The following is a 25,242-nucleotide window of genomic DNA, read 5'->3' as shown; positions in this document are numbered from 1 at the left end:
CGCGGCGGAAGGGCCCCGGCGGCGCCCGCGGGCGCTCAGCTGGCGCCGCGCGCCGCTATGCGCCAGGCAGCGGGCGGTTTGCCGAAGGCACGCGTGAACGCGCGGTTGAAGGCGGCCTCCGTTGCATATCCCGCGTCATAGGCCACGGCGGCGATCGCCTGGTCGGTGGTGCTCAGCGCCACGCTCGCCAGATACAGCCGCCACTCCCGCACGTATCGCATCGGCGAAGTCTCGAGAAACATCTGGAACCGGTCCGCCAGCGCGCTGCGCGACATGCCTGACGCGGCAGCCAGTGCGTCCAACGTCCATTCCCGTTGCGGGTCGTCATGGATCAGCGACAGGCACCGCGACAAGGCCGGATCGGCGAGGGCGGCGAGCCAGCCGACCGCGCCCGGCACCGCCGTCATGATCTGGTGCCGCAGGATCTCGATCAGGATGATCTCTGTAAGCCTTGGCAGCATCGAGATGCCGCCGGCGCGCGGCATGTCGATCTCCGCCACCATCTGCCGGATCGTCGCGCGCAGCCAGTCGCCGTCATTGGCGCCGCGTGTCCTCACCAGGATGAAGGCCGGCAGCGCTCGCCTGAGCGGTGCAAAGCACAGCACCTGGCATTGCAGATAGCCGCAGATCAGCCTGACCTGAGGGCCGTCGCCCTCGTAGCGAAGCACGGGAACTTCGCGCCAGGGCCTGGGCGGAAGGTCGTGCAACGGGGCGACCAGCCTGCCGCCCGTTCCGGCGCCGAGCTGATGGCCGGCATCGAATGGAAAGGCCAATACGTCCCCCGCCTCGAGCGCGATCGATCCCGTATCCATCTTCACCCAGCAGCGGCCGTCCACCACGATGTGGAACGGCATGGCGCCGGCGGAGTCCACCCGAGCGCTCGCCAGCATCGCCTGCGCTCCGGTCTGCCAATCGCCCCTCGGCATGAAGCAGAACTGCAGGGAGGCCGAGAGACGGATGGTCGAGAGCAGCGTCGACAGAACGTCATCCCGCGCCACGCCGCCCGCGCCTGATGGACTTTCGGACAAGGCTTTTCGCATCCCGGCCAAAGACGTGTGCTGCACGCCTTCCTAAAACTGTGAATGCGCAGTTTAGCACCCGGAGAATACTATGCAGGCGTCAACTGACAAACTTGTCGTGCTGATCACCAAAGGCATCGAGTCCGAACTTTCATCCGTGGCCTTCACCATCGCCAATGGCGGCATCACCGCGGGGCTCAAGGTGTTCGTGTTCCTCACCAGCACGGCCATCGATCTGGTGCGCAAGGGCGGCCAGCGCATGACCCAGGTCGCGCCGCTCGACCCTCTCGCCACGCTGATCGAGGATTTCCAGAAGCGCGGCGGCACCATCTGGGCCTGCCCGCCCTGCGTGAAATCGCGGGGCTATGAGCAGGCGGACCTGATCGACGGCGTCATCATCGTTGGCGCCAGCGCGATGCATGCACAGATCAAGGAAGGCGCTGCCACGCTTTCGTTCTGAGTGCGTGACGTAAGCGGAAGCCGGGGTGAGGGCGCCTCAGCCATCGCCCTGCTTCACAGTCGGTGTTTGGTGCGGGTGGTCGGAGTCGAACCGACACTCTGTCACCAGAACTGGATTTTGAGTCCAGCGCGTCTACCAGTTCCGCCACACCCGCGAGACGCCGTTCGGCGCAGCCCCGTGGAACCGCCGCCCCGGCCTGGAGGCGTTTCTGCCATGAGCCGCCCCCGGAAGTCCAGCGCCATTCTCGGCGGCGTCAATGTCCTTCAAGTAGGGCCGGCAGGTCCTTGAGCAAGGAATCGCGCACGAGAAAGCTCATCGGTTTGGACTGAGGCTGCATGCCGACCTCCACCCGGGCGAACACGATACGGCGCCCCGCCTTCTCGGCCCAGCCCACGAACCAGCCCAATGGCCGGTTCTTGTCGGTCGCACCGGCCGTGGTCTTCAGCCAGCCGGAGCCGGTCTTGCCGTGAACGGCCCAATCGCCCGCCGGAAAGCGCGGGATAATGGCCATGGTCTTGCTGATCGCCTGAGCCGAGACCGGCAACTCGCGTTTGAGAAGCCGCCTGAGCAGGCGAACCTGCTCGTCCGGTGAAATCGCCAGCGACGACATGAGCCAGGCGTCGGTGAGACCGTTGCTCTTGCCCGGATCGCCGGACACGTCCTTGTTGCCGTAGTCGAGCGCGTTGACATAGCCGGCGAACCGCTTCTCTCCCAGCCTCCTGGTCAATTCCTGAGAATACCAGACGATCGATTGCTTCTCCCAGATCGTCGGGTCGACCACGGCGGGACCGCGCGCGTTCTGCTTGTCGGCCGGCTTCGGCCAGGCGGGATTGTGCTCGTCTGTGAGAATGCCCGCATCATAGCCCATGAGCGCCAGCGGCACCTTGAAGGTCGACATCGGGAAGAAGCGCCGGTCGCAAACCCCTTCGCGGTGGATCACAGTACCGGTCTCGGCATCGCTCACCACCGTGCAGTGCAGGCGTTCGGCCGCCGTGGCGCGGCTCCAGGGCAGCCATGCCGCGACCAGCGCGAAAGCAAAGGCGGCCGCTGCACGTCCCCGTCCGTTCAATGCGCGCATTATCGTGTCCTTGCGTGAAATCCTTGGTGAATTGTGCTTCCGTGCAAATCGCGGCGGCAAAAAGGCAGCAGCTCTCCCGCCCCGGCAGAAGCGGCCCCGACCATTCCTCAACAGCCTGAAGTTTTGATGAAGGCGCTCCACGCCCGCCGCTCTGTGCCGTTCGCGCGCACGGTGAGCCACGGCCGATTCGGAACATTTTTCTTGAGAATAACTTGCACTTGCATATGCGCGCGGTATGATCCTATATTGCAGATGAAAATCATTCGCAAGAAATGAAAGGCGGGTCGCATGGGCTTTTCGAGGGCAAGACGTTCGCTGCTCACCGGCAGCATGGCAGCGCTTCTGCTGAGCGCCGCGGCCCCGGCCGTCCTTTCCGATCGAGCACACGCCGAGACCGGCAAGCCCCTGCAGCTTGTCGCCACCACCAGCATGATCGCCGATGCGGTGCGCCAGGTCGGCGGCAGCCATGTTCAGGTCCAGGCTTTGATGGGGCCTGGTGTCGACCCGCACCTTTACCGCCAGACGAGCTCGGACATCGCCGCCATGAGCCGGGCCGACGCGGTATTCTGGCACGGGCTGCGGCTCGAGGCTCAGCTCATCGGCTTTCTCGAGCAGCTCGGCGCGCGCCGGCCGGTATTTGCCCTGGCCGATGCCCTGCCTGAGGACCAGCTCATCCGCGACCCCGCCTATCCCGACCAGTTCGATCCCCATGTGTGGATGGATCCCAACCTCTGGAAGGGCGTGGTTGTTGCCGCGCGCGACGCGCTGACGGAGTTGCGGCCGGAAGGCAAGGCCGACTTCGCTGCCAATGCCGAGCGCCACTTGGCCGAGATCGACGCGCTCGATGCCTATGCCCGCAACGGGCTTGCCACCGTGCCGCAATCCTCCCGCGTGCTGGTGACCGCCCATGACGCCTTTCACTACTTCGGCCGCGCCTATGGTTACGAGGTCCTCGGCATCCAGGGCATCTCCACCGAGAGCGAGGCCGGCCTCAAGCAGATCGAGCATCTCGTTGACGTCCTGGTCGAGCGGAAGATAGGCGCCATCTTCGTCGAGACGTCCGTCTCCGACCGTAATGTTCGCGCCCTCATCGAAGGGGCGGCGGCCAAGGGCCATGCCGTCACCATCGGCGGCACCTTGTTCTCCGATGCCATGGGCAAGCCCGGCACCTACGAGGGAACCTATATCGGCATGATCGATCACAACGTCACCACCATCACCCGGGCGCTTGGGGGTGATGCGCCCGCGCGCGGCCTCAATGACAAGCTGGCGGCGCTGTAACGGATCGGAGCCCCATCATGAAACCCTCCCTTATGAGCTCCGCTGGTCTGTTTGCGCCCCATCTGGTGGCGGAACACGGGCGCACCCTGGGGCAGCACCACCCGGACAGCCCCTTGGCCATCGCCGGTCTCACGGTCGGCTACGGCACCAAGCCCGTGCTGTTCTCCATCGATTTCGTGGCGCCGCCCGGCGCCATGGTGGCCGTCGTCGGCCCGAACGGCGCCGGCAAGTCCACCCTGATCAAGGCCGCGCTCGGCATCGTGCCGCGCATCTCCGGCGAGGTGACGGTGTTCGGCCAGCCTTACGAGAAGGCGCGGCAGCGCATCGCCTACATGCCGCAGCGCGCCAGTGTCGATTGGGACTTCCCTGCCACCGTCCTCGACGTGGTGCTGATGGGCCTCTACCGCGACATCGGGCCGTTCCGTTTCGCCGGAGCCCGCCATAAGCGCATCGCGCTCGACTGCCTGGAGCGGGTCGGCATGGGTGGCCTTGCGAAGCGGCAGATCGGGCAGCTGTCCGGCGGGCAGCAGCAGCGCGTGTTTCTGGCGCGCGCCCTCGCCCAGGAGGCAGATCTCTACATCATGGACGAGCCCTTCGCCGGCGTGGACGCCGCCACCGAGCGTGCCATCATTGGCGTGCTGAAGGAGCTGAACGCGAAGGGCAAGACCATCATCTGCGTGCACCACGACCTCGCGACCGTGCCCGCCTATTTCGATCATGTGCTGCTGATCAACGGCAGCAAGATTGCCGATGGGCCGGTCTCCACCACCTTCACGCCGGAGAACCTGCAGAAGACCTATGGCGGCAAGCTCGCCACAACGCAGATCCAGACCATAGATCCGGCAGCGGGCACCAGCCCGCCTCGCCCGTGAGGGAGAGCACACGATGGATGCGCTGCTCTCCGCATTGCTGCTGCAGGCCGGCTACAACACGGCCCTGGTAAGCATCGGCGCCGCGCTTCTGGGCGCGAGCGCCGGCGCCATCGGCACCTTCGTGCTCTTGCGCAAGCGCTCGCTGGTGACCGATGCCATCTCGCATGCGACCTTGCCGGGGCTGGGCCTCGCCTTCCTGGTCATGGCCCTGGCGGCGGGCGACGGGCGGTGGATGCCCGGCCTGCTCGTCGGCGCGGCGCTGAGCGCGGGCCTTGGCCTGCTCGCGGTCGTGTGGATCACGCGGCGCACCCGTCTCACCGAAGATGTGGCGATCGGGGCCGTCCTGTCCGTCTTCTTCGGTCTCGGCGTCGTCCTGCTCACCGTCATCCAGTCCCTCAATACGGGCGGTCAGGCAGGGCTTTCCGGGTTTCTCCTGGGCTCGACCGCCGGCATGCTGCGCAGCGAGGCGGAGACGATCGCCGTGGCCGCCGCGATCACCGGCCTGGCCGTGTTCCTCCTGCGCCGGCCGTTCACGCTGGTCTGCTTCGACCAGGACTATGCAGCAACGCGCGGCATCAATGTGCGCGCCGTCGATTTGGCCATGATGGGGCTCGTGCTGGCGGTCACCGTCATCGGTCTCAAGGTGGCCGGTCTTGTCCTGATCGTGGCGCTGACCATCATCCCGCCGGTGGCTGCGCGGTTCTGGACCAACCGGCCGGACCGCATGGTGGTCATTGCCGCATCGCTCGGCGCGGCTGCCGCTTACGGCGGCGCCGTCATCTCCGCCCTCGGCGAAGGCTTGCCCACCGGTGCGCTGATCGTGCTGCTCGCCTTCGCGCTGTTTCTTCTCTCGCTGATCTTCTCGCCGGTGCGCGGCGTGATGGCCGGCTCCTATGCCCGCTTCCTCCTGCGCAAGCGGGTGCACGAGCGCCAGGGGTTGCTCGCGCTCGCCCGCGGCGAGCCCATCTATGATCCGCTGACCATGCGGGTGCTGCGGCGCGCCGGATATGTCAGGGGCGATGGCGTGCCTTCGCTGGAGGGCCGGGCCGCCGCCGCTGCGGCCGTGCGCGACGAAGCGTTGTGGGATCTCTATCGCCGGCTGTTCCCGGCCGAGGCCGCCAATGTCGAATACCAGGGCTTGATCCCCATTGGCCAGGCGCTGCCGCCCGACATGGTGGCGGATCTCGAGGCGCGGCTCGCGCCGAAGGGAGCCTGAGCCATGGGTGCCGAATTCGTCATGCTCAACCTGGTGCCGCTGCTGGTCGGCGTGCTGGTCTCGCTCGCCTGCGCCTTGCTCGGCAACTTCCTCATCCTGCGCCGGCAGGCCCTGATCGGCGATGCGGTGAGCCACGTCGTCCTGCTCGGCATCGTCGGCGCCTTCATCCTCACCGGCAGCGTGGCGGCCGGCTACATGCTGGCGGGCGCCGCCGTATCGGCCGTTCTCTCCGTCATGCTCATCGAGCTCATCCGCCGCTTGGGGCGCGTCGAGCCCGGCGCCGCCATGGGCGTCGTGTTCACCGCCCTGTTCGCCCTGGGCGTGTTCCTGCTGGAGCAGGCGGGTGCCCGGTCGGTTCATCTCGATGTTGAGCATGCGCTTTACGGCAATCTGGAAAGCCTCGTGTGGTTCGATGCCCAGGGTTGGCACTCGCTGGTCGATCCCGCGGCCCTTGCCGGCCTGCCGCCGCAAGTGCTTCGCCTGGGCCTCATCCTGCTCGCGGTGCTGCTGTTCATCCTCTCGTTCTGGAAAGAGCTGTTCATTTCCACCTTCGACCATGCCTTTGGGGAAACCATCGGCGCACGTCCGGGCCTCACCGGATCGGCTCTGATCGTCATGGTGGCGGCCGTGGCGGTGATGTCCTTCGACGCGGTGGGCGCCATCATCGTCATTGCCATGTTCATATGTCCCGCCGGAGCCGCGCGGCTGATGACCGACCGGCTGCCGGCGCAGCTGGCCTGGAGCGCGGCCTTCGCGGTGCTGTCGGCTGTCACCGGCTATGTGCTGGCGGCGTTCGCGCCATTATGGCTCGGGTTTTCCGCCAGCGTCAGCGCCGCCGGCATGATCGCGGTCACCTCCGGCCTCGTCCTCTTGGCCGCCTGCCTGTTTGGCCCGCGCCGCGCCCGGGTCGGGGCTTGAACGCGCGCGGCCTCGATCAGCTGGCCTTCCGCGCCGCGGTGATCGCGGGAATGATTTGCTTCTCGATCACCTCCGGCGTCATCGGGCCGATCCACTTGTAGGTGATCACCCCCTTGCCATTGACCACGAAGGTTTCCGGCACGCCGTAGAAGCCCAGCTCGATGGCGGTCTTCCCCTGCGCATCGACGCCGACCGCGTGATAGGGATTGCCGAGCAGCCCCAGGAATCGGCGCGCATTCTCCTGCTCGTCCTTGTAGTTGATGCCGTAGAGCTTCACCGCCTGCTGGGCGGCGATTTGCATGAGGAGCGGATGCTCCTCCCGGCACGGCACGCACCACGACGCCCACACGTTCACCAGGCTCACCTCGCCCTTGGCGAGATCGCTGGCAGCGAAGCCCGGCACCGGTGTGCCTTCGCTCTTCAGCCCGGCAAGGCCCGGCAGCGCGAAATCCGGCACCGGCCGTCCCACCAGCGGCGATGGAACCTTCGAGGGATCATCCCCTTGCAGCCGGACGAACAGGGCCAGGGCGAGCAGCGCGAAGACGATCGCGGGCACGAGGGCCCAGATGGCGCCGCGCCGCGGCGGCCGACTGGAGGCCGAAGCGGAACGCGCGCCGCTCCCGTCCTTCGTCAGTTCCGAAACAGGCATGTTGCCGTCCATCTCTACATCTCTTCCAAGTCTTTGCCGGTCGCCTGCGTCCGCCGCGCGCTGCTTGCCTCGAGCAGCGCCAGCTCACGGCGCCTGCGGCGGGAGGCGGAGGCGATACCGATGACGAGGAGCATCAGCACGACCGCGCTGATGAGATAGGCCGCGATCACGTAGCCTACATGTGGTGCCTCGAACGACATTCGCGGTCTCCCCAGCCCACGCCGCTGTCAGGCGCGCTGCGATTGCGCTGCCGGTCCCACCCTGCCGCGGGCTTGGCCACGCACCGCCGCGAGCTCCAAGCTTTGGATACGCCGGGACACGATCTCGGTCCGCATACTGATCAGAAGCAGCGTCACATACAGAAACAGATAGGCCGCCCCCATCACCAGCAACGGCCACAGCATCGACGGATCGATCGCCGGCCCGTCCATTTTGAACACGCTGGCCGGCTGGTGCAACGAATTCCACCAATCGACCGAGAATTTCACGATCGGCACGTTCACGAACCCGACCAGGGCCACGATGGCGGCGATGCGGGCCGCCCGCTGCGGCTGCTCGATCAGCTGCCAGATGGCGATATAGCCGAGATAGAGCAGAAACAGCACGAACACCGACGTAAGCCGCGCGTCCCACACCCACCAGGCTCCCCACATGGGCTTGCCCCACAGCGCGCCCGTGGCCAGCGCCAGGAAGGTGAAGCAGGCACCGATCGGCGCGGAGCACTTGGCTGCCACATCCGCCAGCGGGTGGCGCCAGATGATGGCCACCGCGCTTGCCACCGCCATGGCTGTATAGATGAACATGGCCATCCACGCCGCCGGCACGTGCACATACATGATGCGCACCGTCTCGCCCTGCTGGTAGTCGGCCGGCGAGAAGACGAGGCCCCACACCAGGCCGATGGCCAGCAGCAGCACCGCCGCGGCCGCCGTCCACGGGAGCACCGCTGCGCCGAGCTTCGAGAACAGGGTCGGGTTGGCAAACCGCTGCATGGGCTCGCTCTAGCCTTTAAGGCGCCGCTTCGCAATGCGACCCAGGCGCGCCTCACGCCTATTTCAGGTGCACCCGCAGCGCCGCCGCTGCCGCGACAGGGCAAAGCACGACGCACGCCAGGGTTATCGCCACCAGGATCAGCATGGACGCGCCGAAGAGGGCGCCGTCCGCCGGCATCCCGAGACTCGCCGAGATGCCGAAAATCAAAACGGGAATATAGAGCGGCAGCACCAGAAGTGAAATGATTATGCCGCCGCGCCGCAGGCCCACCGTAAGGGCGGCCCCCACGCTCGCCAGCAGACTCAGTGCGAGCGAGGCGGCGAGCATGGCCGCCCACAGCGGCAGCACCAGCTGCGGCGACAGGTTGAGAAGTACGCCCAGAGCCGGCGCCGCGACGGCCAGGGGCAGGGCCGTGGTGAGCCAGTGCGCCAGCGCCTTGGCCAGAGCGGTCAGCTCCAGCGGGATGAGCCCCAGGCTCATGAGTTCGAGCGACCCGTCCTCGAAATCCGCCTGAAAGATCCGGTCCGCCGACAGCAGCACCGAAAGCAGCAATGCGATCCATAAGGTGCCAGGCGCGATTCGCTGCAGCAGCGCAAGATCCGGTCCGACGCCCAGCGGCATGAGGACGAGCACCGCGAGGAAGAAGCCGATGGCCGTGCCCGCCCCGCCGCTCTGGCGCAAGGCAAGGCGAATGTCGCGCATGACAATGGCGGCGAACACGCTCATGGCTCGGCGCTGAACCTGCTCATGTCGAGGTGATGGTGCAAGCTCACGTCCAGTGGCGTATGCGACGCGACGATGGCGATGCCCCCGCCGCGCAGGTGGGTTGCGATCAGTTCCGTCAGCAGGGCCAGTGAGGTTGCATCGAGTCCCACTGTCGGCTCGTCCAGGAGCCAGATCGGTCTTGGGGTCAGCACCAGCCGCGACAGGGCGAGCCGCCGCCGTTGACCGGCCGACAGAAGGCCGGCGGAATAGCCGGCAAGCGGCACGAGATCGAAGGCGGCAAGCGCTGCCGCGACGTCGCCGCCGGCATTGAATGCCGCCCAGAAGGCAAGATTCTCGGCCACGGAGAAGGCTGGCTTGATGGCATCCGCATGGGCAACCAGGTGGCACCGCTGGCCGATCGCGAGGTCATCCTGCTGACCCTCCAGCCACAAGCGGCCGGCGCTGAGCTCGGAAAGGCCGCAGACCGCGCGCAGCAGGGTGGTCTTGCCGGTGCCGTTCGGGCCCGTGATCAGCAGGCCCTCGCCGCTGCTCACCTGGAAGGAAAGGCCGGAGAACACGCGCCGGCCGCCCCGGTCGCAGGCCAGGTTGTCACCGGTCAGGCTGGTCATGGCGATGTCCCGTCATCGGCTCTCCTCTACAGGAGTGCACGGCCGGCGCATAGGGGGCCGTGACGGCCTTGCCCGTCGTCCTTGCCCGGGAATGGGACTGTCCTCCCTTCGACCACTTTCAACCTGTTTGGAAAGAGTCTATAGAACCGGCCATCACTCGGCACCGCGCCGGCCTTCGGCAGGCTGCCGCTCCATGGGGCCAGGCCGTTGCCGGGTGATGCGACCAGACCGCCATCCCCGCTATTGCGCGGAATCGCTTGGCTTCGCCCTAAGAAGGCGCTGAGTTCGGCACTTCCCCAGAGGACCGCAATGACCATCGCAACCCGTTCGCTCGATAGTTTCAAATGCCGCCGCCAGCTCAAGGTCGGAACGCGAAGCTACGACTATTTCAGCTTGCCGGAGGCCGAGAAGAACGGGCTGGCCGGCGTCTCCCGGCTGCCGTTCTCGCTCAAGGTGCTGCTGGAGAACCTGCTGCGGCACGAGGACGGGCGCACGGTCACCCGCGACGACATCCTCGCCATGGCCGACTGGCTGAAGACGCGCCGGAGCGACCGCGAGATCGCGTTCCGCCCGGCCCGGGTGCTGATGCAGGATTTCACTGGCGTCCCGGCGGTGGTCGACCTCGCCGCCATGCGCGATGCCATGAAGCAGCTGGGCAGCGATCCGGAGAAGATCAACCCGCTGGCCCCGGTCGACCTGGTCATCGACCACTCGGTCATGGTCGACTTCTTCGCCAATTCCGATGCCTTCAAGCTCAATGTCGAGAAGGAATACGAGCGCAACGGCGAGCGGTATACCTTCCTGAAATGGGGCCAGAGCGCCTTTGCCAATTTCCGCGTGGTGCCGCCGGGCACCGGCATCTGCCATCAGGTCAACCTGGAATATCTCGCCCGCACGGTCTGGACCAAGCGGGAAGGCGATGCCGAGATCGCCTATCCCGACACGCTGGTGGGAACCGACAGCCACACCACCATGGTGAACGGTCTCTCCGTCCTCGGCTGGGGTGTGGGCGGTATCGAGGCGGAGGCCGCCATGCTCGGCCAGCCGATCTCCATGCTCATCCCCGAGGTGGTCGGCTTCAAGCTCACCGGCCAGCTGACAGAGGGCGTGACGGCCACCGATCTCGTGCTCACCGTCACCCAGATGCTGCGCAGGAAGGGCGTGGTCGGCAAGTTCGTCGAGTTCTACGGCCCCGGGCTCGGCCTTCTGTCGCTCGAGGACCAGGCGACCATCGGCAACATGGCGCCGGAATATGGGGCAACCTGCGGTTTCTTCCCCATCGACGACGATACCGTCAAATACCTGCATGCCACCGGCCGCCCGGAGGAGACCATCGCGCTGGTCGAGGCCTATGCCCGTGCCCAGGGCATGTATCGCACCGCAGATACTCCGGATCCGGTCTTCACCGACACCTTGGAACTCGACTTGGGCGACGTGGTGCCGAGCCTTGCCGGCCCCAAGCGGCCGCAGGACAAGGTGGAGCTCGCCAGCGCCGCGGCCAATTTCAAGGCCGTGCTCGAGAAGGAGTTCGGCAAGGCCGGCGACCAGGGCAAGCGCTATAAGGTTGATGGCACCAATTTCGACCTCGGCCATGGCGACGTGGTGATCGCCGCCATCACCTCCTGCACCAACACGTCGAACCCGTCCGTCATGCTCGGTGCCGGCCTGCTCGCGCGTAACGCGGTGGCCAAGGGGCTCAAGGTCAAGCCCTGGGTCAAGACCTCCCTTGCCCCCGGCAGCCAGGTGGTGACCGAATATCTGGCCCGCGCCGGCCTGGATAAAGACCTGGACGCCCTCGGCTTCGCCCTCGTGGGCTATGGCTGCACCACCTGCATCGGCAATTCCGGCCCGCTGCCGGACGCCATCTCCGAAGCCATCCGCAGCAACGACCTGGTGGCGGTCTCGGTTCTCTCCGGCAACCGCAACTTCGAGGGCCGCATCAATCCCGACGTGCGCGCCAACTATCTTGCCTCGCCGCCCCTGGTGGTGGCCTATGCGCTCGCCGGCACCATGCAGCTCGACCTGGCGACCGAGCCGCTCGGCACCGGCCATGACGGCAAGCCGGTCTATCTCCGTGATATCTGGCCGTCCAGCAAGGAGGTGGCCGACACGGTGCGCGCCTCCGTCACCCGCGAAATGTTCCAGCAGCGCTACCGCGACGTGTTCAAGGGCGACCAGTCCTGGCAGGAGATCAAGGTGGCCGGCGGCCTCACCTATGACTGGGACCCGAATTCCACCTATGTGCAGAACCCGCCTTATTTCGTCGGCATGAGCGCGACCCCCACCCCGGTGGAGGACGTGAAGGGCGCCCGCATCCTCGGCCTGTTCCTGGACTCGATCACCACCGACCACATCTCGCCGGCCGGCTCCATCAAGAAGGACAGCCCGGCCGGCAAATATCTCATCGAGCACGGGGTCGACGTGCTCGACTTCAACTCCTATGGCGCCCGGCGCGGCAACCATGAGGTGATGATGCGCGGCACCTTCGCCAATATCCGCATCAAGAACCAGATGGTGCCGGGGGTCGAGGGCGGCATCACCGTGCACTACCCCTCGGGCGAGCGCATGCCGATCTACGACGCGGCGATGAAATATCAGGCTGAAGATGTTCCGCTGGTCATCTTCGCCGGCAAGGAATACGGCACCGGCTCGAGCCGCGACTGGGCGGCCAAGGGCACCCGGCTCCTCGGCGTGCGTGCGGTGATCGCCGAGTCCTTCGAGCGCATCCACCGTTCCAACCTGGTGGGCATGGGCGTGCTGCCTCTGCAGTTCGAGGAGGGCAACAGCTGGCAGCAGCTCGGCCTCAGGGGCGACGAGACCGTCACCATCCTCGGGCTCGATCGGCTGCAGCCGCGCTGCACGGTTGAGGCGCAGATCGCCTATGCCGATGGCGCCGGCCGCATCGTTCCGCTGCTCTGCCGGATCGATACCGTAGACGAGCTCGACTACTTCAAGAGCGGCGGCATTCTCCACTACGTGCTGCGCAACCTGGCGCGCGCCGCGTGACCTGTCGAGAACCGGCGGGGAGGGGCGCCCGAGGCGCGGCGACCTCCCTGTCAGACCCTTCGATGAAAGCTGTGCGACTCACCCCTTCGTTACTCGCCATGACCTCTGTCCGGGCCTAGTTTGCGCGCATGTCCTCACGTGCCACAGCCCGCTTCAGATCCGGTCGATTGGCGCTGGCCATCGGCGCGTTGCTGGTGCTTGGCGGTATCGGTGGCGTGGCGCAATCTTGGGCTGGTGGCCGCGCGGTGCTCGAGCTGTTCACCAGCCAGGGCTGTTCCTCCTGCCCGCCCGCCGACAAGCTCCTGCATGAGCTGGCGCAGAAGCCGGGCATCGTGGCCCTGACCTACAATGTCGACTACTGGGACTATCTCGGCTGGAAGGACACCCTGGCCACCCCCGAGAACAGCAGGCGCCAGCGCGAATACGCCGAGCGCCGCGGCGATCGCGAAGTCTATACGCCGCAATTGGTGATCGACGGCCGCGCCCATGCGGTCGGCAGCCGTCGGGATGACATCGAGCGCATTCTCAAGGCCCACATGGCCGAGCAGCGGCCGGCGCCCAGCCTGACCATCGATCGGCACGGACGCGAGCTGGAAGTCTCCATCGGTCCGGCCGTTGACCCCAGTCAGCCGATGGAGGCGACCGTATGGCTGATGATGATTCAGCCGGAGGTCAGCGTTTCCATTCAGCGCGGGGAAAACCTGGACAAGCAGATCACCTACACCAATGTGGTGCGCCGGATCATTCCGGTGGCCATGTGGCATGGCGAGCCCCTCAAGGTCTCGCTCCCGGCGAGCGAGCTGGCGACCCCCGACACCCCGAGCGGGGTGGTCTTGGTGCAGGAGGATGATGGCGGCCCGATCATCGCTGCAACGGACGTGGTGGTCCTGAAGGGCGACTGATTTTGGCCTGGCCGCGGGCGCACCGGTCCGCCTTTCCAGCGCCTTGAGATTTGCTTAAACGTATCTGTGATTGCATGGACGAGCGCATTTCGCGGCGTGGTAGGATCCGCCGCATCAGAAAGGATAGCCTCGACCATGGTGAACCCTCTCTTTTCCATCCTTATGGCCGCTGGCGTTGTCGTCGGCACCGTCGTGACGGCCGGTCCCCTCCACGCTGTGAGCGCTCCGGCATTGCCCAAGCCGGTCGCCCAGGTGATCTCCGGCTACACCAAGCAATGCAGCGGTCTGGGCGGCAAATTGAAGAATCCGAATGCGGTACGCATTCTTGCCGGCGATCTCGATGGCGACCGCAAGCTCGACTATCTCATCAACACCGACCAGCTGACCTGCGATGGTGCCTTCACCGCCTTCTGCGCCAATGCGGGCTGCCAGATCGATATCCTGCTGTCGTCGAAGGGCTACCGGCATCCGGTCTCGCTGCAGGGTGGCGTGCCGCGCCTCATCCAGCAGCCGGAGCAGACCGTAGCCGAGATCGAGGTCGACCGCACCCAGTGCAACGACGCGCCGCGTACCAATGCCTGCATCGCGACCTATAGCTGGACCAAGGGCAAGGAGCACACGACCTACGAGCAGCGCCCGCGCACCAATTAGTCTAGCGGGAAGGCTCGTTGATCACCAAAACCGTGCCTGACGGGCACGCTCTGAGTATCGAGTAAGGGCTTCGACCATGTTGAAACCGTTCATACTATCCGCAACCGCTGTTATCATTGCCGGCCTGGCCTTGTCTGCTCCGGCGGAGGCGGCAAGCTTTGACTGTCGCGCGGCGCAGACGCCCGATGAGATCGCCGTTTGCAGCAATCACAGGCTCTCGGCGCTCGACAGCGAGATGGGGGCGCTGTGGTTCACCTATAGCCGCCTGCCCCTGGCCATGGGCGCTGCCGGCGCACGCCAGGACGATGCGCGGGCATTCCTGCAGCAGCGTATGGCCTGCGGTGCCGATGTCGGCTGCCTGACGGCGATCTACAAGGCGCGCATTCGCGCCTTGAGGCAAGGCGTTGATCAGGGCCTCAAGGCCATGACGAATGCCATGGGTGGCGGTCCGATCTAGAACGTCTTGCGCAGCTTCTCGTCGATGGACCAGTCGCCGCCGCCGCGCACCGCGAAGAACAGGGTGATGGCCGCCCACAGGATGGACTTCTCCGCCCCCATCAGGCCTTCGCCCTGCACGATCCAGTGGAAATAGACCGTCACCAGCAGCACGATGGTGGCGGCCGCCGCGGCCGGCCGCGTGAACAGGCCGAGCAGGATCATCAGCCCACCGAAGAATTCGGTGATGGCCAGGAGCGGCGCCCAGATCACGCCGGGATAGAAGCCTAGGCTTTCCACCATGCCGACCCTCGCCATCGGATCGAGGATCTTGGGTAGGCCGTGCACCGCCAGGAAGCCGCCGGCCAGCGCGCGCATGAGGAACCACACGAAGGGCGACAAGGCGGAATAAAGCGGCGCCAGCGCCGGAATGTAGAGCCGGCTGGCGGAAACGGTGCGGTCGTCGATTGCTGCCATGGGTTCCCTCGAATCGAGCCGTTGATTGGCAACCCACTCATAGCGCGAGCGCATCACCCCGACAGCCCGCCGGCCGTTCAACAGGCCGTGATGGGGCTGGCAGGGAGGCTGGCTCAGCCGCCCCGCATCCGCCCAACCTTGACACACCGCGCCCGCTGTGGTTACGGTCCCCGCCGATTTCTGAGACGTTGCGTCTTTGAAGGCTGCCTTGCACATGGAGCGGAGACATGCTCCGGGAGGCAAGGGGGTCAACACCCGTCAGCGAGATTCGCCCGCGGGTGCCATTGGCGTTTGGTCCCAAGGACACCAGATGATGGCCGACGAGCTGCATATGAAGGACTGCATGAACGCGACTTGCCCCTGGTCGGGCAAGCCCGTGTCCGCGGACTCCCTCACCCTCTACAAAGGACGCGTCGTCGGCTTCTGCAATCCCGGTTGCCGCGACAAGTTCGAGCAGGCCGTCACGCATTTCGAGGCCGCCCTTGGCGGCGATAACGCCTGACGGGATAGTCCATGTTCGATAATCTTCAGGAACGCCTCAGCGGCATCTTCGACAAGCTCACCCGGCGCGGCGCGCTGACGGAGGACGACGTCAACACCGCCATGCGCGAGGTGCGGCGCGCCCTGATCGAAGCCGACGTCGCCCTCGACGTAGTGCGCGGCTTCGTCGACAAGGTGCGCGAGCGCGCCGTCGGCCAGCAGGTGATCCGCTCGGTCTCGCCCGGCCAGATGGTCATCAAGATCGTCCACGACACCTTGGTCGAGACCTTGGGCGCGGACGATTCCGAGATCGACCTCGCCGCGGTGCCGCCGGTGCCCGTCATGATGGTCGGCCTCCAGGGCTCGGGCAAGACCACCACCACCGCCAAGCTCGCCAAGCGCCTCAAGGAGCGCGACAAGAAGCGCGTGCTCATGGCCTCCCTCGACACGCGCCGGCCCGCCGCGCAGGAACAGCTGAAGATTCTGGGTGAGCAGGCAGGCATCGACACCCTGCCTATCGTTGCCGGCCAGGACCCGGTGCAGATCGCCCGCCGGGCCCTCGATGCAGGGCGCCTCGGCGGCTATGACGTGGTCATCCTCGACACCGCCGGCCGGCTGCACATCGACGACGACCTGATGCGCGAGAGCGAGCAGGTGCGCGACCTCGCCAAGCCGCACGAGACCCTTCTCGTGGTCGATGCGCTCACCGGCCAGGACGCGGTGAACGTGGCGCGCGCCTTCAACGAGCGCATCGGCATCACCGGCGTGGTGCTCACCCGGGTCGACGGCGATGGCCGCGGCGGCGCGGCGCTGTCCATGCGCGCCGTCACCGGCAAGCCGATCAAGCTCATCGGCACCGGCGAGAAGCTCGACGGCCTCGAAGGCTTCCATCCCAGCCGCATCGCCGGCCGCATCCTCGGCATGGGCGACGTGGTGAGCCTGGTCGAGCGCGCCGCCGAGACGATCGACGCCGAGAAGGCCCAGGCCATCGCCGACCGCATGAAGAAGGGCGAGTTCGACCTGGACGATCTCGCCGAGCAGCTCCGCCAGATGCAGAAGATCGGCGGCATGTCGGGCGTGCTCAGCATGCTGCCCGGCATGGGCAAGATGAAGAAGCAGCTCGATGGCGCCAATCTCGACGACAAGGTGCTGAAGCGCCAGCTGGCCATCATCACGTCCATGACCCGGCAGGAGCGCCGCCAGCCCAAGGTGCTGAATGCCTCGCGCCGCAAGCGCATCGCCGCCGGCTCGGGCACCGACGTCCAGGACGTGAACAAGCTCATCAAGATGCATCGGCAGATGGCCGACATGATGAAGATGATGGGCAAGAACAAGGGCATGCTCTCGCGCCTGTTCGGCGGGGGAGCGCCGGCGGGCTTGCCTGGGGCGGGCGTGCCCGGAGGCATGCCCGACATGGCCGCTCTCGCCAAGCAGCTGCCCGGCGGCGGCATGCCGGAGCTCGGCCCCAACGGGCTGCCCAAGGGCCTTTCGCCCGATCTGATGAACAAGCTGCCGGGCCTCGGCGGCGGCAAGGGCGGCCTGCCGGGACTTGGTGGGCTTCCCGGTTTGGGCGGCGCACCGAAATTCCCAGGGAAGAAGAGGTGAAGGGGTTGTTTGGAAGCCTCGGCCCTGGATGCCCTGGCAAGCCAGGGGCATGACGCATCCTTGGAAAGTTCCCGTCATTGCCGGGCTTGACCCGGCAATCCAGGGCAGCACGGAAGCAAAAGCGACCACAGGTTCTAGACAGGAGACGAAGAGACGATGGCATTGAGGATCAGGCTGGCGCGCGCGGGCGCCAAGAAGCGGCCGTTCTACCGCATCGTGGTGGCCGAGGCGACCGCCCCGCGCGATGGCCGCTTCATCGAGAAGATCGGCACCTACAATCCGCTGCTGAACCGGGACAATCCGGAGCGGGTGAAGCTCGACACCGACCGGGTGCGTCACTGGCTCGGCGTCGGCGCCCAGCCCACCGATCGCGTTGCCCGTTTCCTCGATGCCGCCGACCTGCGCAAGCGCGAGGCGCGGTCCAACCCGAAGAAGGGCGAGATCGGCAAGAAGCGCCAGGAGCGTGAGGAAGCCCAGCGCATCGCTGCCGAGGACGCCGCCCGCAAGGCCGCGGAAGCCGCCGAGCAGCCGGCCGGCTGATCCGGCCGGTCACGCTTGAGCGGCGGTGCCGGCCATGGCGGCCAAGCCTCGCGACCGGGTCTGCCTCGGCACCATCGCGGCGGCCCACGGGGTGCGCGGCGAGGTGAAGATCAGGACCTTCACCGCAACGCCTGAGGCGATCGGCGACTACGGCCCGCTGGAGCTCGAGGACGGCAGCCGCGCCTTTGCGGTGGAACGGCGGCGGCCAGCCGAGGGTGGCGTGATCGCCAAGCTCGCCGGCATCGACGATCGTAACGGAGCGGAAAGCCTGCGCGGGCAAATGCTCTATGTGCCGCGATCGCGCCTGCCGGAGCCGGAGGAGGAAGACGAGTACTACCTCGCCGATCTCATCGGCCTTCAGGCGGTGCGTCCCACGGGCGAGCGGCTGGGCGAGGTGGTGGCGGTCGAGAATTTCGGCGCGGGCGATCTGCTGGAGATCGAGCGGCCGGGCGCCGCCGCGACGGTTTACGTGCCCTTCACCCGCGAGGCGGTGCCGGAGGTCGATATCGCCGGCGGCAAGGTGGTGGTAGACCTGTTCGAAGGGCTGGAGTGAGGGATGCCGTGGACCGCAACGGTGCTGACGCTCTACCCCGAGATGTTCCCCGGGCCTCTCGGCATCTCGCTCGCCGGCCGCGCCCTGGTGGATGGCGTATGGCGGCTCGAGACGGTGGACATCCGCCGCTTCGGCGAGGGCCGGCATCGCGCGGTGGATGACACCCCGGCCGGCGGCGGCCCGGGCATGGTGCTGCGGGCCGACGTGCTGGCGGCGGCGATCGACGCGGTCGCCGAGCAGGCCGCCGGCCAGCCGCGTCTGCTGATGAGCGCTCGCGGCCGCCCGCTCACCCAGGCCCGCGTGCGAGAGCTTGCGGACGGCTCGGGGGCCATGATCGTGTGCGGCCGCTTCGAGGGCGTTGACGAGCGCGTCATCGAGGCCCGCGGCCTGGAGGAGATCGCGATCGGCGATTTCGTGCTCTCCGGCGGAGAGCCGGCGGCGCTGGTGCTGATGGATGCGGTGGTGAGGCTTCTGCCCGGCGTCATGGGCAGCACCGCGTCCGGGGAATGGGAGAGCTTCGAGCAAGGCCTGCTCGAGCATCCCCATTACACCCGGCCGCGGGTCTGGGAGGGCAGGGAGATCCCCGAGGTGCTCCTGTCCGGCGACCACGGCCGCATCGAGCGCTGGCGCCGCGAGCAGGCGATCGCCCTGACCAGGTGCCGTCGGCCGGAGCTTCATGCGGAATGGCTCGGCCGGTCTGGCGGCCCGCCGCGCCGAAAGGTTTGATTTTTATGGCAAGCGCGCGTAGAACCCCGCGCAACAGGATGGAAGGATCGGTCCGATGAACGTCATCGAGCAGATTGAAAAGGAACAGGCCGAGAAGATCGCGGCCAAGCGGCCGGTGCCGGACTTCGAACCGGGCGATACTGTGGTGGTGAACGTGCGGGTGGTGGAAGGCACGCGCGAGCGCATCCAGGCCTATGAGGGCGTCTGTATCGCCCGCAGCGGCGGCGGCTTCAATCAGTCCTTCACCGTGCGCAAGGTTTCCTACGGCGAAGGGGTGGAGCGTGTATTCCCGCTCTACAGCCCCATGATCGACTCGATCAAGCTCGTGCGGCGGGGCAAGGTGCGCCGTGCGAAGCTGTATTACCTGCGTGAGCGCCGCGGCAAATCGGCCCGTATCGCCGAGCGGCAGGATAATCGCCGCAGCGAGGAAGCGGCCGCCGCCGAATAACACGCCGAGAAAGCATTCCTTCGCGCGGCGCGGTCCCGGCTGGGCACCGCGCCGTTGGCGTTGGATGGGCCTATTTTCATGCTCTTGACCAGATTTCACCGCTTGGTCATATGAACGGTTGAGGAACGTGCTCCCCGCTCGGTTTGGGTTTTCGGGCGGTTATGGGCTAAGACAGACAAGAAGATGGATCGATCGATGAGCGCGCCACGCACCCTGTACGACAAGATCTGGGACGACCACGTTGTGGACCGGGCCGAGGACGGCACCTGCCTGCTCTATATCGATCGCCATCTCGTGCACGAGGTCACCAGCCCGCAGGCTTTCGAGGGGCTGCGCATGACCGGCCGCACGGTGCGCGCGCCGGAGAAGACCCTGGCGGTCGTCGACCACAACGTGCCCACCACCGACCGCAGCCACGGCATCGATGACCCGGAATCGGCAAACCAGATCGAGACGCTGGCCCGCAATTCCCGTGAGTTCGGCATCGAATACTTCAACGAGATCGACAAGCGTCAGGGCATCGTCCACATCATTGGGCCGGAGCAGGGCTTCACTCTGCCGGGCACCACCATCGTCTGCGGCGACAGCCACACCTCGACCCATGGCGCCTTCGGGGCGCTGGCCCACGGCATCGGCACCTCCGAGGTGGAGCACGTGCTGGCCACCCAGACGCTGATCCAGCGCAAGGCCAAGAACATGCGGGTCATCATCGACGGCCAGCTGCCGCAAGGCGTCACCGCGAAGGACATCATCCTGGCGATCATCGGCGAGATCGGCACCGCCGGCGGCACCGGCCACGTGCTGGAATATGCGGGCGAGGCGATCCGCAGCCTTTCCATGGAAGGCCGCATGACCGTCTGCAACATGTCCATCGAGGGCGGCGCCCGCGCCGGCATGATCGCGCCGGACGAGAAGACCTTCGAATACATCAAGGACCGCCCGCGCTCGCCGAAGGGCGCGGCCTGGGATGCGGCCCGGCGCTATTGGGACACGCTCTATACCGACGATGGCGCCCATTTCGATTACGAGCTGCGGCTGAATGCGGCCGAGCTGCCACCGCTGGTCACCTGGGGCACGAGCCCGGAGGACGTGGTCTCGGTGACCGGGCGCGTTCCCGATCCCGAGCGGGTCGAGGATGCGCACAAGCGCGAGGCCATCAGGCGCGCGCTGGACTATATGGGCTTGACCGCTGGTACCAAGGTCACCGACATCCCGGTCGACCGCGTGTTCATCGGCTCCTGCACCAATGGCCGTATCGAGGACCTCAGGGCCGCGGCGCGGGTGATCGAGGGCCGCAAGGTTTCGGAGCGGGTCAGCGCCATGGTGGTGCCGGGTTCGGGCCTGGTGAAGCTTCAGGCCGAGCAGGAAGGCCTCGACAGGATTTTCAAGGCGGCCGGCTTCGACTGGCGCGAGCCGGGCTGCTCCATGTGCCTGGCCATGAACGCCGACAAGCTGAACCCCAAGGAGCGTTGCGCCTCTACTTCGAACCGCAATTTCGAGGGCCGTCAGGGCAAGGGCGGGCGCACCCACCTGGTGTCGCCGGCCATGGCCGCCGCCGCCGCGATCGCTGGCCACTTCGTCGATGTGCGCCAGTGGCACTGAACCAGGCAAGGAGAATTTAGAGGAATTGGGCAGTTATAAACCCTATCGGAGCAGTTACCCCGTGACTGGCGAGTATCGGCCGGACAGGTCGCGCTTCATCGCGCCGTCCCTGGACGACATCGAGGCCCTGGCCTCGGAAGCCTTCGTCCAGTTACCCCAGTCGTTCCGCGACTTGTGCGGCGACATCATCATCCGGGTGGCAGACTTTCCGACCGACGAGGTGCTCAAGGAGATGAACGCCGAGACGCCGTTCGATTTGCTCGGGCTGTTCCATGGCGTCGGCATGACCAGCGATGGCGCCACCCCGCAATCGGGCCAGATGCCCAATATGATCTGGCTCTATCGGCGTCCGATCCTGGATTACTGGGCTGAGCACGAGGAGACCCTCGGCGATATCGTTTCCCACGTGCTGATCCACGAGATCGGCCATCACTTCGGCTTGTCCGACGAGGATATGGAGCGGATCGAGGCGGAAGCGGGGGCTTGAACCGATGCCGCTCGAGCCCGGGCACGGCCAGCAGGCTCCCGACGATGACGAGAGCGACCCCGCCATCCGCTGGGGCAAGCGCCTCGGCCGGGCGCTGGGGCTCATCCTGCTCGTCTACCTCGTCTGGCATCTCTACTCGACATATCTGGCCGCCTGACCTATTGACGGGGTGAGCGCGGCGGCGCATGAGGAAAATGCAAGCCGCTTGAGAGGAAGCATGGTGTTGCGCCGGAGCCGCCCGGCACCGCCGCCATGCCTTGGAGATGGGCCATGGAGAAGTTTACCGAGCTGACCGGCGTTGCAGCGCCACTCCCGATGATCAATGTCGATACCGATCAGATCATCCCCAAGCAGTTCCTCAAGACCATTCAGCGCAGCGGTCTCGGCAAGGGCTTGTTCTTCGATTTGCGCTTCGAGGACGACGGCTCGGAAAAGCCCGATTTCGTGCTCAACAAGCCGGCCTATCGCAACGCCAGGATCCTGATTGCCGGCGAGAACTTCGGCTGCGGCTCCAGCCGCGAGCACGCCCCCTGGGCGCTGCTCGACTTCGGCATCCGCTGCATCGTCGCCCCGTCCTTCGCCGACATCTTCTACAACAACTGCTTCAAGAACGGCGTGCTGCCCATCGTGCTGCCCCAGGAGCAGGTGGACCGGCTCATGGAGACCGCCGGCCGCGGATCGAACGCCACCGTGACCGTGGACCTGCCCAACCAGGTCATCCGCGACGCGGACGGCAATGAGATCCGCTTCGAGATCGATCCGTTCCGCAAGCATTGCCTGGTCGAGGGGCTGGACGATATCGGCTTGACGCTGCAGAAGGAGGGGGCGATCGCCACTTACGAGCAGCGCGCCCGCGACGCCCGCCCCTGGCTCTGATCTAACCCCTTTCGGCCGGCACGGGGGGGTCCTGCCCGCCATCCGGCGCCCTCCGGCTCCTCGCGAGGATCATCTTCCATGGCTGCATTCAACATTCTCGTTCTGCCCGGCGACGGCATCGGCACCGAAGTCATGGCCGAAGTCGAGCGGCTCATCGACTGGTTTAACGGTCAGGGCATTGCCCGTTTCGAGGTCGAGCGCGGCCTGGTGGGCGGTGCGGCCTATGACGCTCACGGCGAGGCGATCTCGGAAGAGACCATGGCGCACGCTCTCGCCTCCGATGCGGTCATGTTCGGCGCGGTCGGCGGCCCGAAATGGGACGGTGTCCCCTATGACAAGCGGCCCGAGGCTGCCCTGCTCAGGCTGAGGAAGGACTTGGGCCTCTTCGCCAATCTGCGCCCGGCCATCTGCTATCCCGCCTTGGCCGATGCCTCCACCCTCAAGCGGGAGCTGGTGGAAGGCCTCGACATCCTCATCGTTCGCGAGCTCACCGGCGGCGTCTATTTCGGTGAGCCCAAGGAGATTGTGGATCTCGGCAACGGGCAGAAGCGCGCGGTGGACACCCAGGTCTACCAGACCTACGAGATCGAGCGGATCGCCCGCGTCGCCTTTGAGCTCGCGCGCACCCGGCGCAACAAGGTCACCTCCTCCGATAAGAAGAACGTGATGAAGTCGGGCGTGCTGTGGGACGAGGTGGTGCGCGATCTCCACCGCCGCGACTATGCCGATGTCCAGTTCGAGCACATCCTCGCCGACAATTGCGGCATGCAGCTGGTGCGGGCGCCCAAGCAGTTCGACGTGATCGTCACCGACAACCTGTTCGGCGACATGCTGTCGGATGTGGCGGCCATGCTCACCGGATCGCTCGGCATGCTGCCCTCCGCCTCCCTCGGCGCGCCGGACGAGAAGACCGGGCGGCGCAAGTCCATGTACGAGCCGGTGCATGGCTCGGCCCCGGACATCGCCGGCAAGGGTATCGCCAACCCGATTGCCACCATCGCCTCCTTCGGCATGGCGTTGCGCTATTCCTTCGGCCTGGGCGAGTGGGCCGACAAGCTGGACGTGGCCATCGCCAATGTGCTGGATCAGGGCCTGCGCACCCGCGATATCATGCAGCCCGGCATGCGCGAGGTCTCGACCACCCAGATGGGCGAGGCGATCGCCAGGGAGCTCGCCGCACTGGGCGGCTGAGACCCAGAATTCGTCATGCGCCGACTTGATCGGCGCATCCAGGGCCACACGGCGACGCTTTCCATGGGGTCCATGAACGAGACGATCGGCAACTGACATAGATCAGCTCCTGGCTGAGCATCCGGCCGCTCGTCCCGCTTGACAACGCCATTGGGCTCATGCACCACAGGTTCGCTGCTGCGTGCTTCCGCGCAGGGCTTCAGGCTGGGCACACGTCGATGCGTGTAACGCACATCACTTCCGGGACGAAAACGACGACTGCCAAACGCGCCGTTACCACGACGGCCGCGTAGCTTCGTCTCATCCCGCGTCCTCTCCCGGCGGGAGAGGGACATGACCCTGCCACAGGGCGGGTGGATGATCGGGAGAGACAAGCAGCCATTTCAGGAGAATTCACATGGGCTATAAGGTTGCTGTGGTCGGCGCCACGGGGAATGTGGGCCGGGAGATGCTCAACATCCTCGAAGAGCGCGAATTTCCCGTAGACAGGATCCATGCCGTCGCCTCCCGCCGCTCGCTCGGCGTCGAGGTGTCCTTCGGCGACCGCACGGTGAAGTGCGAGGACCTGGAGCAGTTCGATTTCTCCGGCATCGATTTCTGCCTCATGTCGGCGGGCTCGGCGGTGGCCAAGCAGTGGGCGCCGCGCATCGGCGCCGAGGGCACCCTCGTCATCGATAACTCGTCCTGCTTCCGCTATGACCAGGACGTGCCCCTGGTCGTGCCGGAGGTGAACGCCCATGTGCTCGAGGCCTATATGGCCAACCCCAAGCGGCGCAACATCATCGCCAATCCGAACTGCTCCACCGCCCAGCTGGTGGTGGCGCTGAGGCCCTTGCACGATGTGGCCAGGATCAAGCGGGTGGTGGTGGCCACCTACCAGTCCGTCTCCGGCGCCGGCAAGGATGCCATGGACGAATTGTGGGACCAGACCAAGGGCAAGTACGTCCCCGGCCAGGAGGTCGAGCCGAACAAGTTCGCCAAGCAGATCGCCTTCAACGTCATCCCCCATATCGACGTGTTCATGGAGGACGGTTACACCAAGGAAGAGTGGAAGGTGCAGGTCGAGACCAAGAAGATCCTCGACCCCAAGATCAAGGTCACCTGCACCGCCGTGCGCGTGCCGGTCTTCGTTGGCCATTCCGAGGCGGTCCACATCGAGTTCGAGAAGCCCATCTCCGACGATGAAGCCCGCGAGATCCTGCGCGAGGCCCCGGGCTGCCTGGTGATCGACAAGCGCGAGCCCGGCGGCTACGTCACCCCCGTGGAATGCGTGGGCGATTATGCCACCTTCATCAGCCGCATCAGGGTCGACCCCACCGTGGAGAACGGCCTTGCCATGTGGGTCGTTTCCGACAATCTGCGCAAGGGCGCGGCGCTGAATACGGTGCAGATCGCGGAGGCTCTGGTCAACCGCGGCCTCGTCAGGCAGGCGGCGTGATTTGC

The 25,242-nt window shown here is 66.3% G+C and carries 29 protein-coding genes and 1 tRNA gene; 21 read left to right on the top strand and 9 right to left on the bottom strand.

What is annotated here, in order from left to right; translation table 11 throughout:
* Positions 1 to 35: 35 nt before the first annotated feature.
* Positions 36 to 1,040, bottom strand: coding sequence for an AraC family transcriptional regulator (locus tag E4P09_RS22590; RefSeq protein ID WP_137391921.1), 1,005 nt, complete (start codon positions 1,038 to 1,040; stop codon positions 36 to 38).
* 70 nt (positions 1,041 to 1,110) lie between these two features.
* Here E4P09_RS22590 and E4P09_RS22585 point away from each other — a divergent pair, with 70 nt between their 5' ends.
* Entirely contained in the window at positions 1,111 to 1,479 is a 369-nt protein-coding gene (locus tag E4P09_RS22585; RefSeq protein WP_137391892.1) for a DsrE family protein, read from the top strand.
* 67 nt (positions 1,480 to 1,546) lie between these two features.
* Here E4P09_RS22585 and E4P09_RS22580 read toward each other — a convergent pair.
* Positions 1,547 to 1,633 (bottom strand) — tRNA-Leu (locus E4P09_RS22580).
* 99 nt (positions 1,634 to 1,732) lie between these two features.
* The gene (blaOXA, locus tag E4P09_RS22575) at positions 1,733 to 2,557 is read right to left on the bottom strand and encodes a class D beta-lactamase (RefSeq protein ID WP_137391891.1); all 825 of its coding nucleotides are present in this window, start codon (positions 2,555 to 2,557) and stop codon (positions 1,733 to 1,735) included.
* A 288-nt stretch (positions 2,558 to 2,845) separates the two neighbouring features.
* Here blaOXA and E4P09_RS22570 point away from each other — a divergent pair, with 288 nt between their 5' ends.
* From E4P09_RS22570 to E4P09_RS22555, 4 genes are read left to right on the top strand one after another with little or no spacing between them, the layout of a single operon-like run.
* A complete protein-coding gene (locus E4P09_RS22570; protein ID WP_137391890.1) occupies positions 2,846 to 3,838 on the top strand; it encodes a metal ABC transporter solute-binding protein, Zn/Mn family in 993 nt (330 codons plus the stop codon).
* 17 nt (positions 3,839 to 3,855) lie between these two features.
* The gene (locus E4P09_RS22565) at positions 3,856 to 4,710 is read left to right on the top strand and encodes a metal ABC transporter ATP-binding protein (RefSeq protein WP_239025319.1); all 855 of its coding nucleotides are present in this window, start codon (positions 3,856 to 3,858) and stop codon (positions 4,708 to 4,710) included.
* A 13-nt stretch (positions 4,711 to 4,723) separates the two neighbouring features.
* Complete coding sequence (locus tag E4P09_RS22560; RefSeq protein WP_137391889.1) at positions 4,724 to 5,926, top strand: metal ABC transporter permease; 1,203 nt, start codon at positions 4,724 to 4,726, stop codon at positions 5,924 to 5,926.
* Between the two features lie 3 nt (positions 5,927 to 5,929).
* Complete coding sequence (locus E4P09_RS22555) at positions 5,930 to 6,844, top strand: metal ABC transporter permease (protein ID WP_137391888.1); 915 nt, start codon at positions 5,930 to 5,932, stop codon at positions 6,842 to 6,844.
* Positions 6,845 to 6,860: 16 nt separating this feature from the next.
* Here the strand turns inward: E4P09_RS22555 and E4P09_RS22550 are convergent, their stop codons facing one another.
* Genes E4P09_RS22550 through ccmA form a run of 5 tightly spaced genes read right to left on the bottom strand, consistent with a single transcriptional unit; the run spans position 6,861 to position 9,820 of the window.
* Positions 6,861 to 7,505 (bottom strand): DsbE family thiol:disulfide interchange protein, encoded by a 645-nt coding sequence (locus tag E4P09_RS22550; protein WP_239025318.1) that lies wholly within the window; start codon positions 7,503 to 7,505, stop codon positions 6,861 to 6,863.
* 2 nt (positions 7,506 to 7,507) lie between these two features.
* Complete coding sequence (ccmD, locus tag E4P09_RS22545) at positions 7,508 to 7,693, bottom strand: heme exporter protein CcmD (protein ID WP_137391887.1); 186 nt, start codon at positions 7,691 to 7,693, stop codon at positions 7,508 to 7,510.
* Positions 7,694 to 7,720: 27 nt separating this feature from the next.
* Positions 7,721 to 8,485 carry a heme ABC transporter permease gene (locus E4P09_RS22540; RefSeq protein WP_137391886.1) on the bottom strand — a complete coding sequence of 255 codons (765 nt, stop codon included), beginning with the start codon at positions 8,483 to 8,485 and terminating at the stop codon, positions 7,721 to 7,723.
* A 58-nt stretch (positions 8,486 to 8,543) separates the two neighbouring features.
* Entirely contained in the window at positions 8,544 to 9,212 is a 669-nt protein-coding gene (gene ccmB / locus E4P09_RS22535; protein WP_137391885.1) for a heme exporter protein CcmB, read from the bottom strand.
* A complete protein-coding gene (gene ccmA / locus E4P09_RS22530; RefSeq protein ID WP_137391884.1) occupies positions 9,209 to 9,820 on the bottom strand; it encodes a heme ABC exporter ATP-binding protein CcmA in 612 nt (203 codons plus the stop codon). Before ccmA ends, ccmB begins: the two co-directional genes overlap by 4 nt.
* A 309-nt stretch (positions 9,821 to 10,129) precedes the next feature.
* Between ccmA and acnA the strand changes: the two genes are divergently transcribed.
* The 4 genes from acnA to E4P09_RS22510 all read left to right on the top strand — a co-directional run bounded on the left by acnA (position 10,130) and on the right by E4P09_RS22510 (position 14,836).
* Positions 10,130 to 12,826, top strand: a complete 2,697-nt coding sequence (gene acnA / locus E4P09_RS22525; RefSeq protein ID WP_137391883.1) for an aconitate hydratase AcnA — start codon at positions 10,130 to 10,132, stop codon at positions 12,824 to 12,826.
* A 167-nt stretch (positions 12,827 to 12,993) separates the two neighbouring features.
* Positions 12,994 to 13,728, top strand: coding sequence for a DUF1223 domain-containing protein (locus tag E4P09_RS22520; RefSeq protein WP_170984584.1), 735 nt, complete (start codon positions 12,994 to 12,996; stop codon positions 13,726 to 13,728).
* Positions 13,729 to 13,863: 135 nt separating this feature from the next.
* The gene (locus tag E4P09_RS22515; protein WP_137391881.1) at positions 13,864 to 14,379 is read left to right on the top strand and encodes a hypothetical protein; all 516 of its coding nucleotides are present in this window, start codon (positions 13,864 to 13,866) and stop codon (positions 14,377 to 14,379) included.
* A 76-nt stretch (positions 14,380 to 14,455) separates the two neighbouring features.
* Positions 14,456 to 14,836 carry a lysozyme inhibitor LprI family protein gene (locus tag E4P09_RS22510; protein WP_137391880.1) on the top strand — a complete coding sequence of 127 codons (381 nt, stop codon included), beginning with the start codon at positions 14,456 to 14,458 and terminating at the stop codon, positions 14,834 to 14,836.
* On the opposite strand, the gene E4P09_RS22505 is transcribed toward E4P09_RS22510, so the two are convergent.
* Entirely contained in the window at positions 14,833 to 15,291 is a 459-nt protein-coding gene (locus E4P09_RS22505) for a DoxX family protein (protein WP_137391879.1), read from the bottom strand. The genes E4P09_RS22510 and E4P09_RS22505 overlap by 4 nt on opposite strands.
* A 310-nt stretch (positions 15,292 to 15,601) precedes the next feature.
* Here E4P09_RS22505 and E4P09_RS22500 point away from each other — a divergent pair, with 310 nt between their 5' ends.
* The 12 genes from E4P09_RS22500 to E4P09_RS22450 all read left to right on the top strand — a co-directional run bounded on the left by E4P09_RS22500 (position 15,602) and on the right by E4P09_RS22450 (position 25,237).
* Entirely contained in the window at positions 15,602 to 15,793 is a 192-nt protein-coding gene (locus E4P09_RS22500; protein ID WP_137391878.1) for a glutathione S-transferase, read from the top strand.
* Positions 15,794 to 15,804: 11 nt separating this feature from the next.
* Positions 15,805 to 17,376 carry a signal recognition particle protein gene (gene ffh / locus E4P09_RS22495; RefSeq protein WP_137391877.1) on the top strand — a complete coding sequence of 524 codons (1,572 nt, stop codon included), beginning with the start codon at positions 15,805 to 15,807 and terminating at the stop codon, positions 17,374 to 17,376.
* A 156-nt stretch (positions 17,377 to 17,532) separates the two neighbouring features.
* Positions 17,533 to 17,916, top strand: a complete 384-nt coding sequence (gene rpsP, locus E4P09_RS22490; protein WP_137391876.1) for a 30S ribosomal protein S16 — start codon at positions 17,533 to 17,535, stop codon at positions 17,914 to 17,916.
* 34 nt (positions 17,917 to 17,950) lie between these two features.
* On the top strand, positions 17,951 to 18,469 hold the full coding sequence (gene rimM, locus E4P09_RS22485) for a ribosome maturation factor RimM (RefSeq protein WP_137391875.1): 519 nt from the start codon (positions 17,951 to 17,953) through the stop codon (positions 18,467 to 18,469).
* A gap of 3 nt (positions 18,470 to 18,472) precedes the next feature.
* Positions 18,473 to 19,195 carry a tRNA (guanosine(37)-N1)-methyltransferase TrmD gene (gene trmD / locus E4P09_RS22480; RefSeq protein WP_137391874.1) on the top strand — a complete coding sequence of 241 codons (723 nt, stop codon included), beginning with the start codon at positions 18,473 to 18,475 and terminating at the stop codon, positions 19,193 to 19,195.
* A gap of 55 nt (positions 19,196 to 19,250) precedes the next feature.
* Complete coding sequence (rplS, locus tag E4P09_RS22475; protein ID WP_137391873.1) at positions 19,251 to 19,643, top strand: 50S ribosomal protein L19; 393 nt, start codon at positions 19,251 to 19,253, stop codon at positions 19,641 to 19,643.
* Positions 19,644 to 19,838: 195 nt separating this feature from the next.
* Positions 19,839 to 21,245: a 3-isopropylmalate dehydratase large subunit gene (gene leuC, locus E4P09_RS22470; RefSeq protein WP_137391872.1), complete on the top strand. Its 1,407-nt coding sequence runs from the start codon at positions 19,839 to 19,841 to the stop codon at positions 21,243 to 21,245.
* A gap of 61 nt (positions 21,246 to 21,306) precedes the next feature.
* The gene (locus E4P09_RS22465) at positions 21,307 to 21,732 is read left to right on the top strand and encodes a metallopeptidase family protein (RefSeq protein WP_239025317.1); all 426 of its coding nucleotides are present in this window, start codon (positions 21,307 to 21,309) and stop codon (positions 21,730 to 21,732) included.
* Positions 21,733 to 21,736: 4 nt separating this feature from the next.
* The gene (locus E4P09_RS26110) at positions 21,737 to 21,889 is read left to right on the top strand and encodes a hypothetical protein (protein ID WP_170984583.1); all 153 of its coding nucleotides are present in this window, start codon (positions 21,737 to 21,739) and stop codon (positions 21,887 to 21,889) included.
* Positions 21,890 to 22,002: 113 nt separating this feature from the next.
* A complete protein-coding gene (gene leuD / locus E4P09_RS22460) occupies positions 22,003 to 22,608 on the top strand; it encodes a 3-isopropylmalate dehydratase small subunit (protein WP_137391870.1) in 606 nt (201 codons plus the stop codon).
* 78 nt (positions 22,609 to 22,686) lie between these two features.
* Positions 22,687 to 23,799: a 3-isopropylmalate dehydrogenase gene (gene leuB, locus E4P09_RS22455; RefSeq protein WP_137391869.1), complete on the top strand. Its 1,113-nt coding sequence runs from the start codon at positions 22,687 to 22,689 to the stop codon at positions 23,797 to 23,799.
* 397 nt (positions 23,800 to 24,196) lie between these two features.
* Positions 24,197 to 25,237, top strand: a complete 1,041-nt coding sequence (locus E4P09_RS22450; RefSeq protein WP_137391868.1) for an aspartate-semialdehyde dehydrogenase — start codon at positions 24,197 to 24,199, stop codon at positions 25,235 to 25,237.
* The last annotated feature ends 5 nt before the right edge of the window (positions 25,238 to 25,242 follow it).

This window comes from Rhodoligotrophos defluvii (genome assembly GCF_005281615.1).
GTDB lineage: Bacteria > Pseudomonadota > Alphaproteobacteria > Rhizobiales > Im1 > Rhodoligotrophos > Rhodoligotrophos defluvii.
This window is presented reverse-complemented; position numbering and strand designations above follow the sequence as displayed.

Bases quoted from the DNA above. Each gene is read 5' to 3' on its own strand.
- E4P09_RS22590 (WP_137391921.1), bottom strand. From the start codon at position 1,040: ATGCGAAAAGCCTTGTCCGAAAGTCCATCAGGCGCGGGCGGCGTGGCG.
- E4P09_RS22585 (WP_137391892.1), top strand. From the start codon at position 1,111: ATGCAGGCGTCAACTGACAAACTTGTCGTGCTGATCACCAAAGGCATC.
- blaOXA (WP_137391891.1), bottom strand. From the start codon at position 2,557: ATGCGCGCATTGAACGGACGGGGACGTGCAGCGGCCGCCTTTGCTTTC.
- E4P09_RS22570 (WP_137391890.1), top strand. From the start codon at position 2,846: ATGGGCTTTTCGAGGGCAAGACGTTCGCTGCTCACCGGCAGCATGGCA.
- E4P09_RS22565 (WP_239025319.1), top strand. From the start codon at position 3,856: ATGAAACCCTCCCTTATGAGCTCCGCTGGTCTGTTTGCGCCCCATCTG.
- E4P09_RS22560 (WP_137391889.1), top strand. From the start codon at position 4,724: ATGGATGCGCTGCTCTCCGCATTGCTGCTGCAGGCCGGCTACAACACG.
- E4P09_RS22555 (WP_137391888.1), top strand. From the start codon at position 5,930: ATGGGTGCCGAATTCGTCATGCTCAACCTGGTGCCGCTGCTGGTCGGC.
- E4P09_RS22550 (WP_239025318.1), bottom strand. From the start codon at position 7,505: ATGGACGGCAACATGCCTGTTTCGGAACTGACGAAGGACGGGAGCGGC.
- ccmD (WP_137391887.1), bottom strand. From the start codon at position 7,693: ATGTCGTTCGAGGCACCACATGTAGGCTACGTGATCGCGGCCTATCTC.
- E4P09_RS22540 (WP_137391886.1), bottom strand. From the start codon at position 8,485: ATGCAGCGGTTTGCCAACCCGACCCTGTTCTCGAAGCTCGGCGCAGCG.
- ccmB (WP_137391885.1), bottom strand. From the start codon at position 9,212: ATGAGCGTGTTCGCCGCCATTGTCATGCGCGACATTCGCCTTGCCTTG.
- ccmA (WP_137391884.1), bottom strand. From the start codon at position 9,820: ATGACCAGCCTGACCGGTGACAACCTGGCCTGCGACCGGGGCGGCCGG.
- acnA (WP_137391883.1), top strand. From the start codon at position 10,130: ATGACCATCGCAACCCGTTCGCTCGATAGTTTCAAATGCCGCCGCCAG.
- E4P09_RS22515 (WP_137391881.1), top strand. From the start codon at position 13,864: ATGGTGAACCCTCTCTTTTCCATCCTTATGGCCGCTGGCGTTGTCGTC.
- E4P09_RS22510 (WP_137391880.1), top strand. From the start codon at position 14,456: ATGTTGAAACCGTTCATACTATCCGCAACCGCTGTTATCATTGCCGGC.
- E4P09_RS22505 (WP_137391879.1), bottom strand. From the start codon at position 15,291: ATGGCAGCAATCGACGACCGCACCGTTTCCGCCAGCCGGCTCTACATT.
- E4P09_RS22500 (WP_137391878.1), top strand. From the start codon at position 15,602: ATGATGGCCGACGAGCTGCATATGAAGGACTGCATGAACGCGACTTGC.
- ffh (WP_137391877.1), top strand. From the start codon at position 15,805: ATGTTCGATAATCTTCAGGAACGCCTCAGCGGCATCTTCGACAAGCTC.
- rpsP (WP_137391876.1), top strand. From the start codon at position 17,533: ATGGCATTGAGGATCAGGCTGGCGCGCGCGGGCGCCAAGAAGCGGCCG.
- rimM (WP_137391875.1), top strand. From the start codon at position 17,951: ATGGCGGCCAAGCCTCGCGACCGGGTCTGCCTCGGCACCATCGCGGCG.
- trmD (WP_137391874.1), top strand. From the start codon at position 18,473: ATGCCGTGGACCGCAACGGTGCTGACGCTCTACCCCGAGATGTTCCCC.
- rplS (WP_137391873.1), top strand. From the start codon at position 19,251: ATGAACGTCATCGAGCAGATTGAAAAGGAACAGGCCGAGAAGATCGCG.
- leuC (WP_137391872.1), top strand. From the start codon at position 19,839: ATGAGCGCGCCACGCACCCTGTACGACAAGATCTGGGACGACCACGTT.
- E4P09_RS26110 (WP_170984583.1), top strand. From the start codon at position 21,737: ATGCCGCTCGAGCCCGGGCACGGCCAGCAGGCTCCCGACGATGACGAG.
- leuD (WP_137391870.1), top strand. From the start codon at position 22,003: ATGGAGAAGTTTACCGAGCTGACCGGCGTTGCAGCGCCACTCCCGATG.
- leuB (WP_137391869.1), top strand. From the start codon at position 22,687: ATGGCTGCATTCAACATTCTCGTTCTGCCCGGCGACGGCATCGGCACC.
- E4P09_RS22450 (WP_137391868.1), top strand. From the start codon at position 24,197: ATGGGCTATAAGGTTGCTGTGGTCGGCGCCACGGGGAATGTGGGCCGG.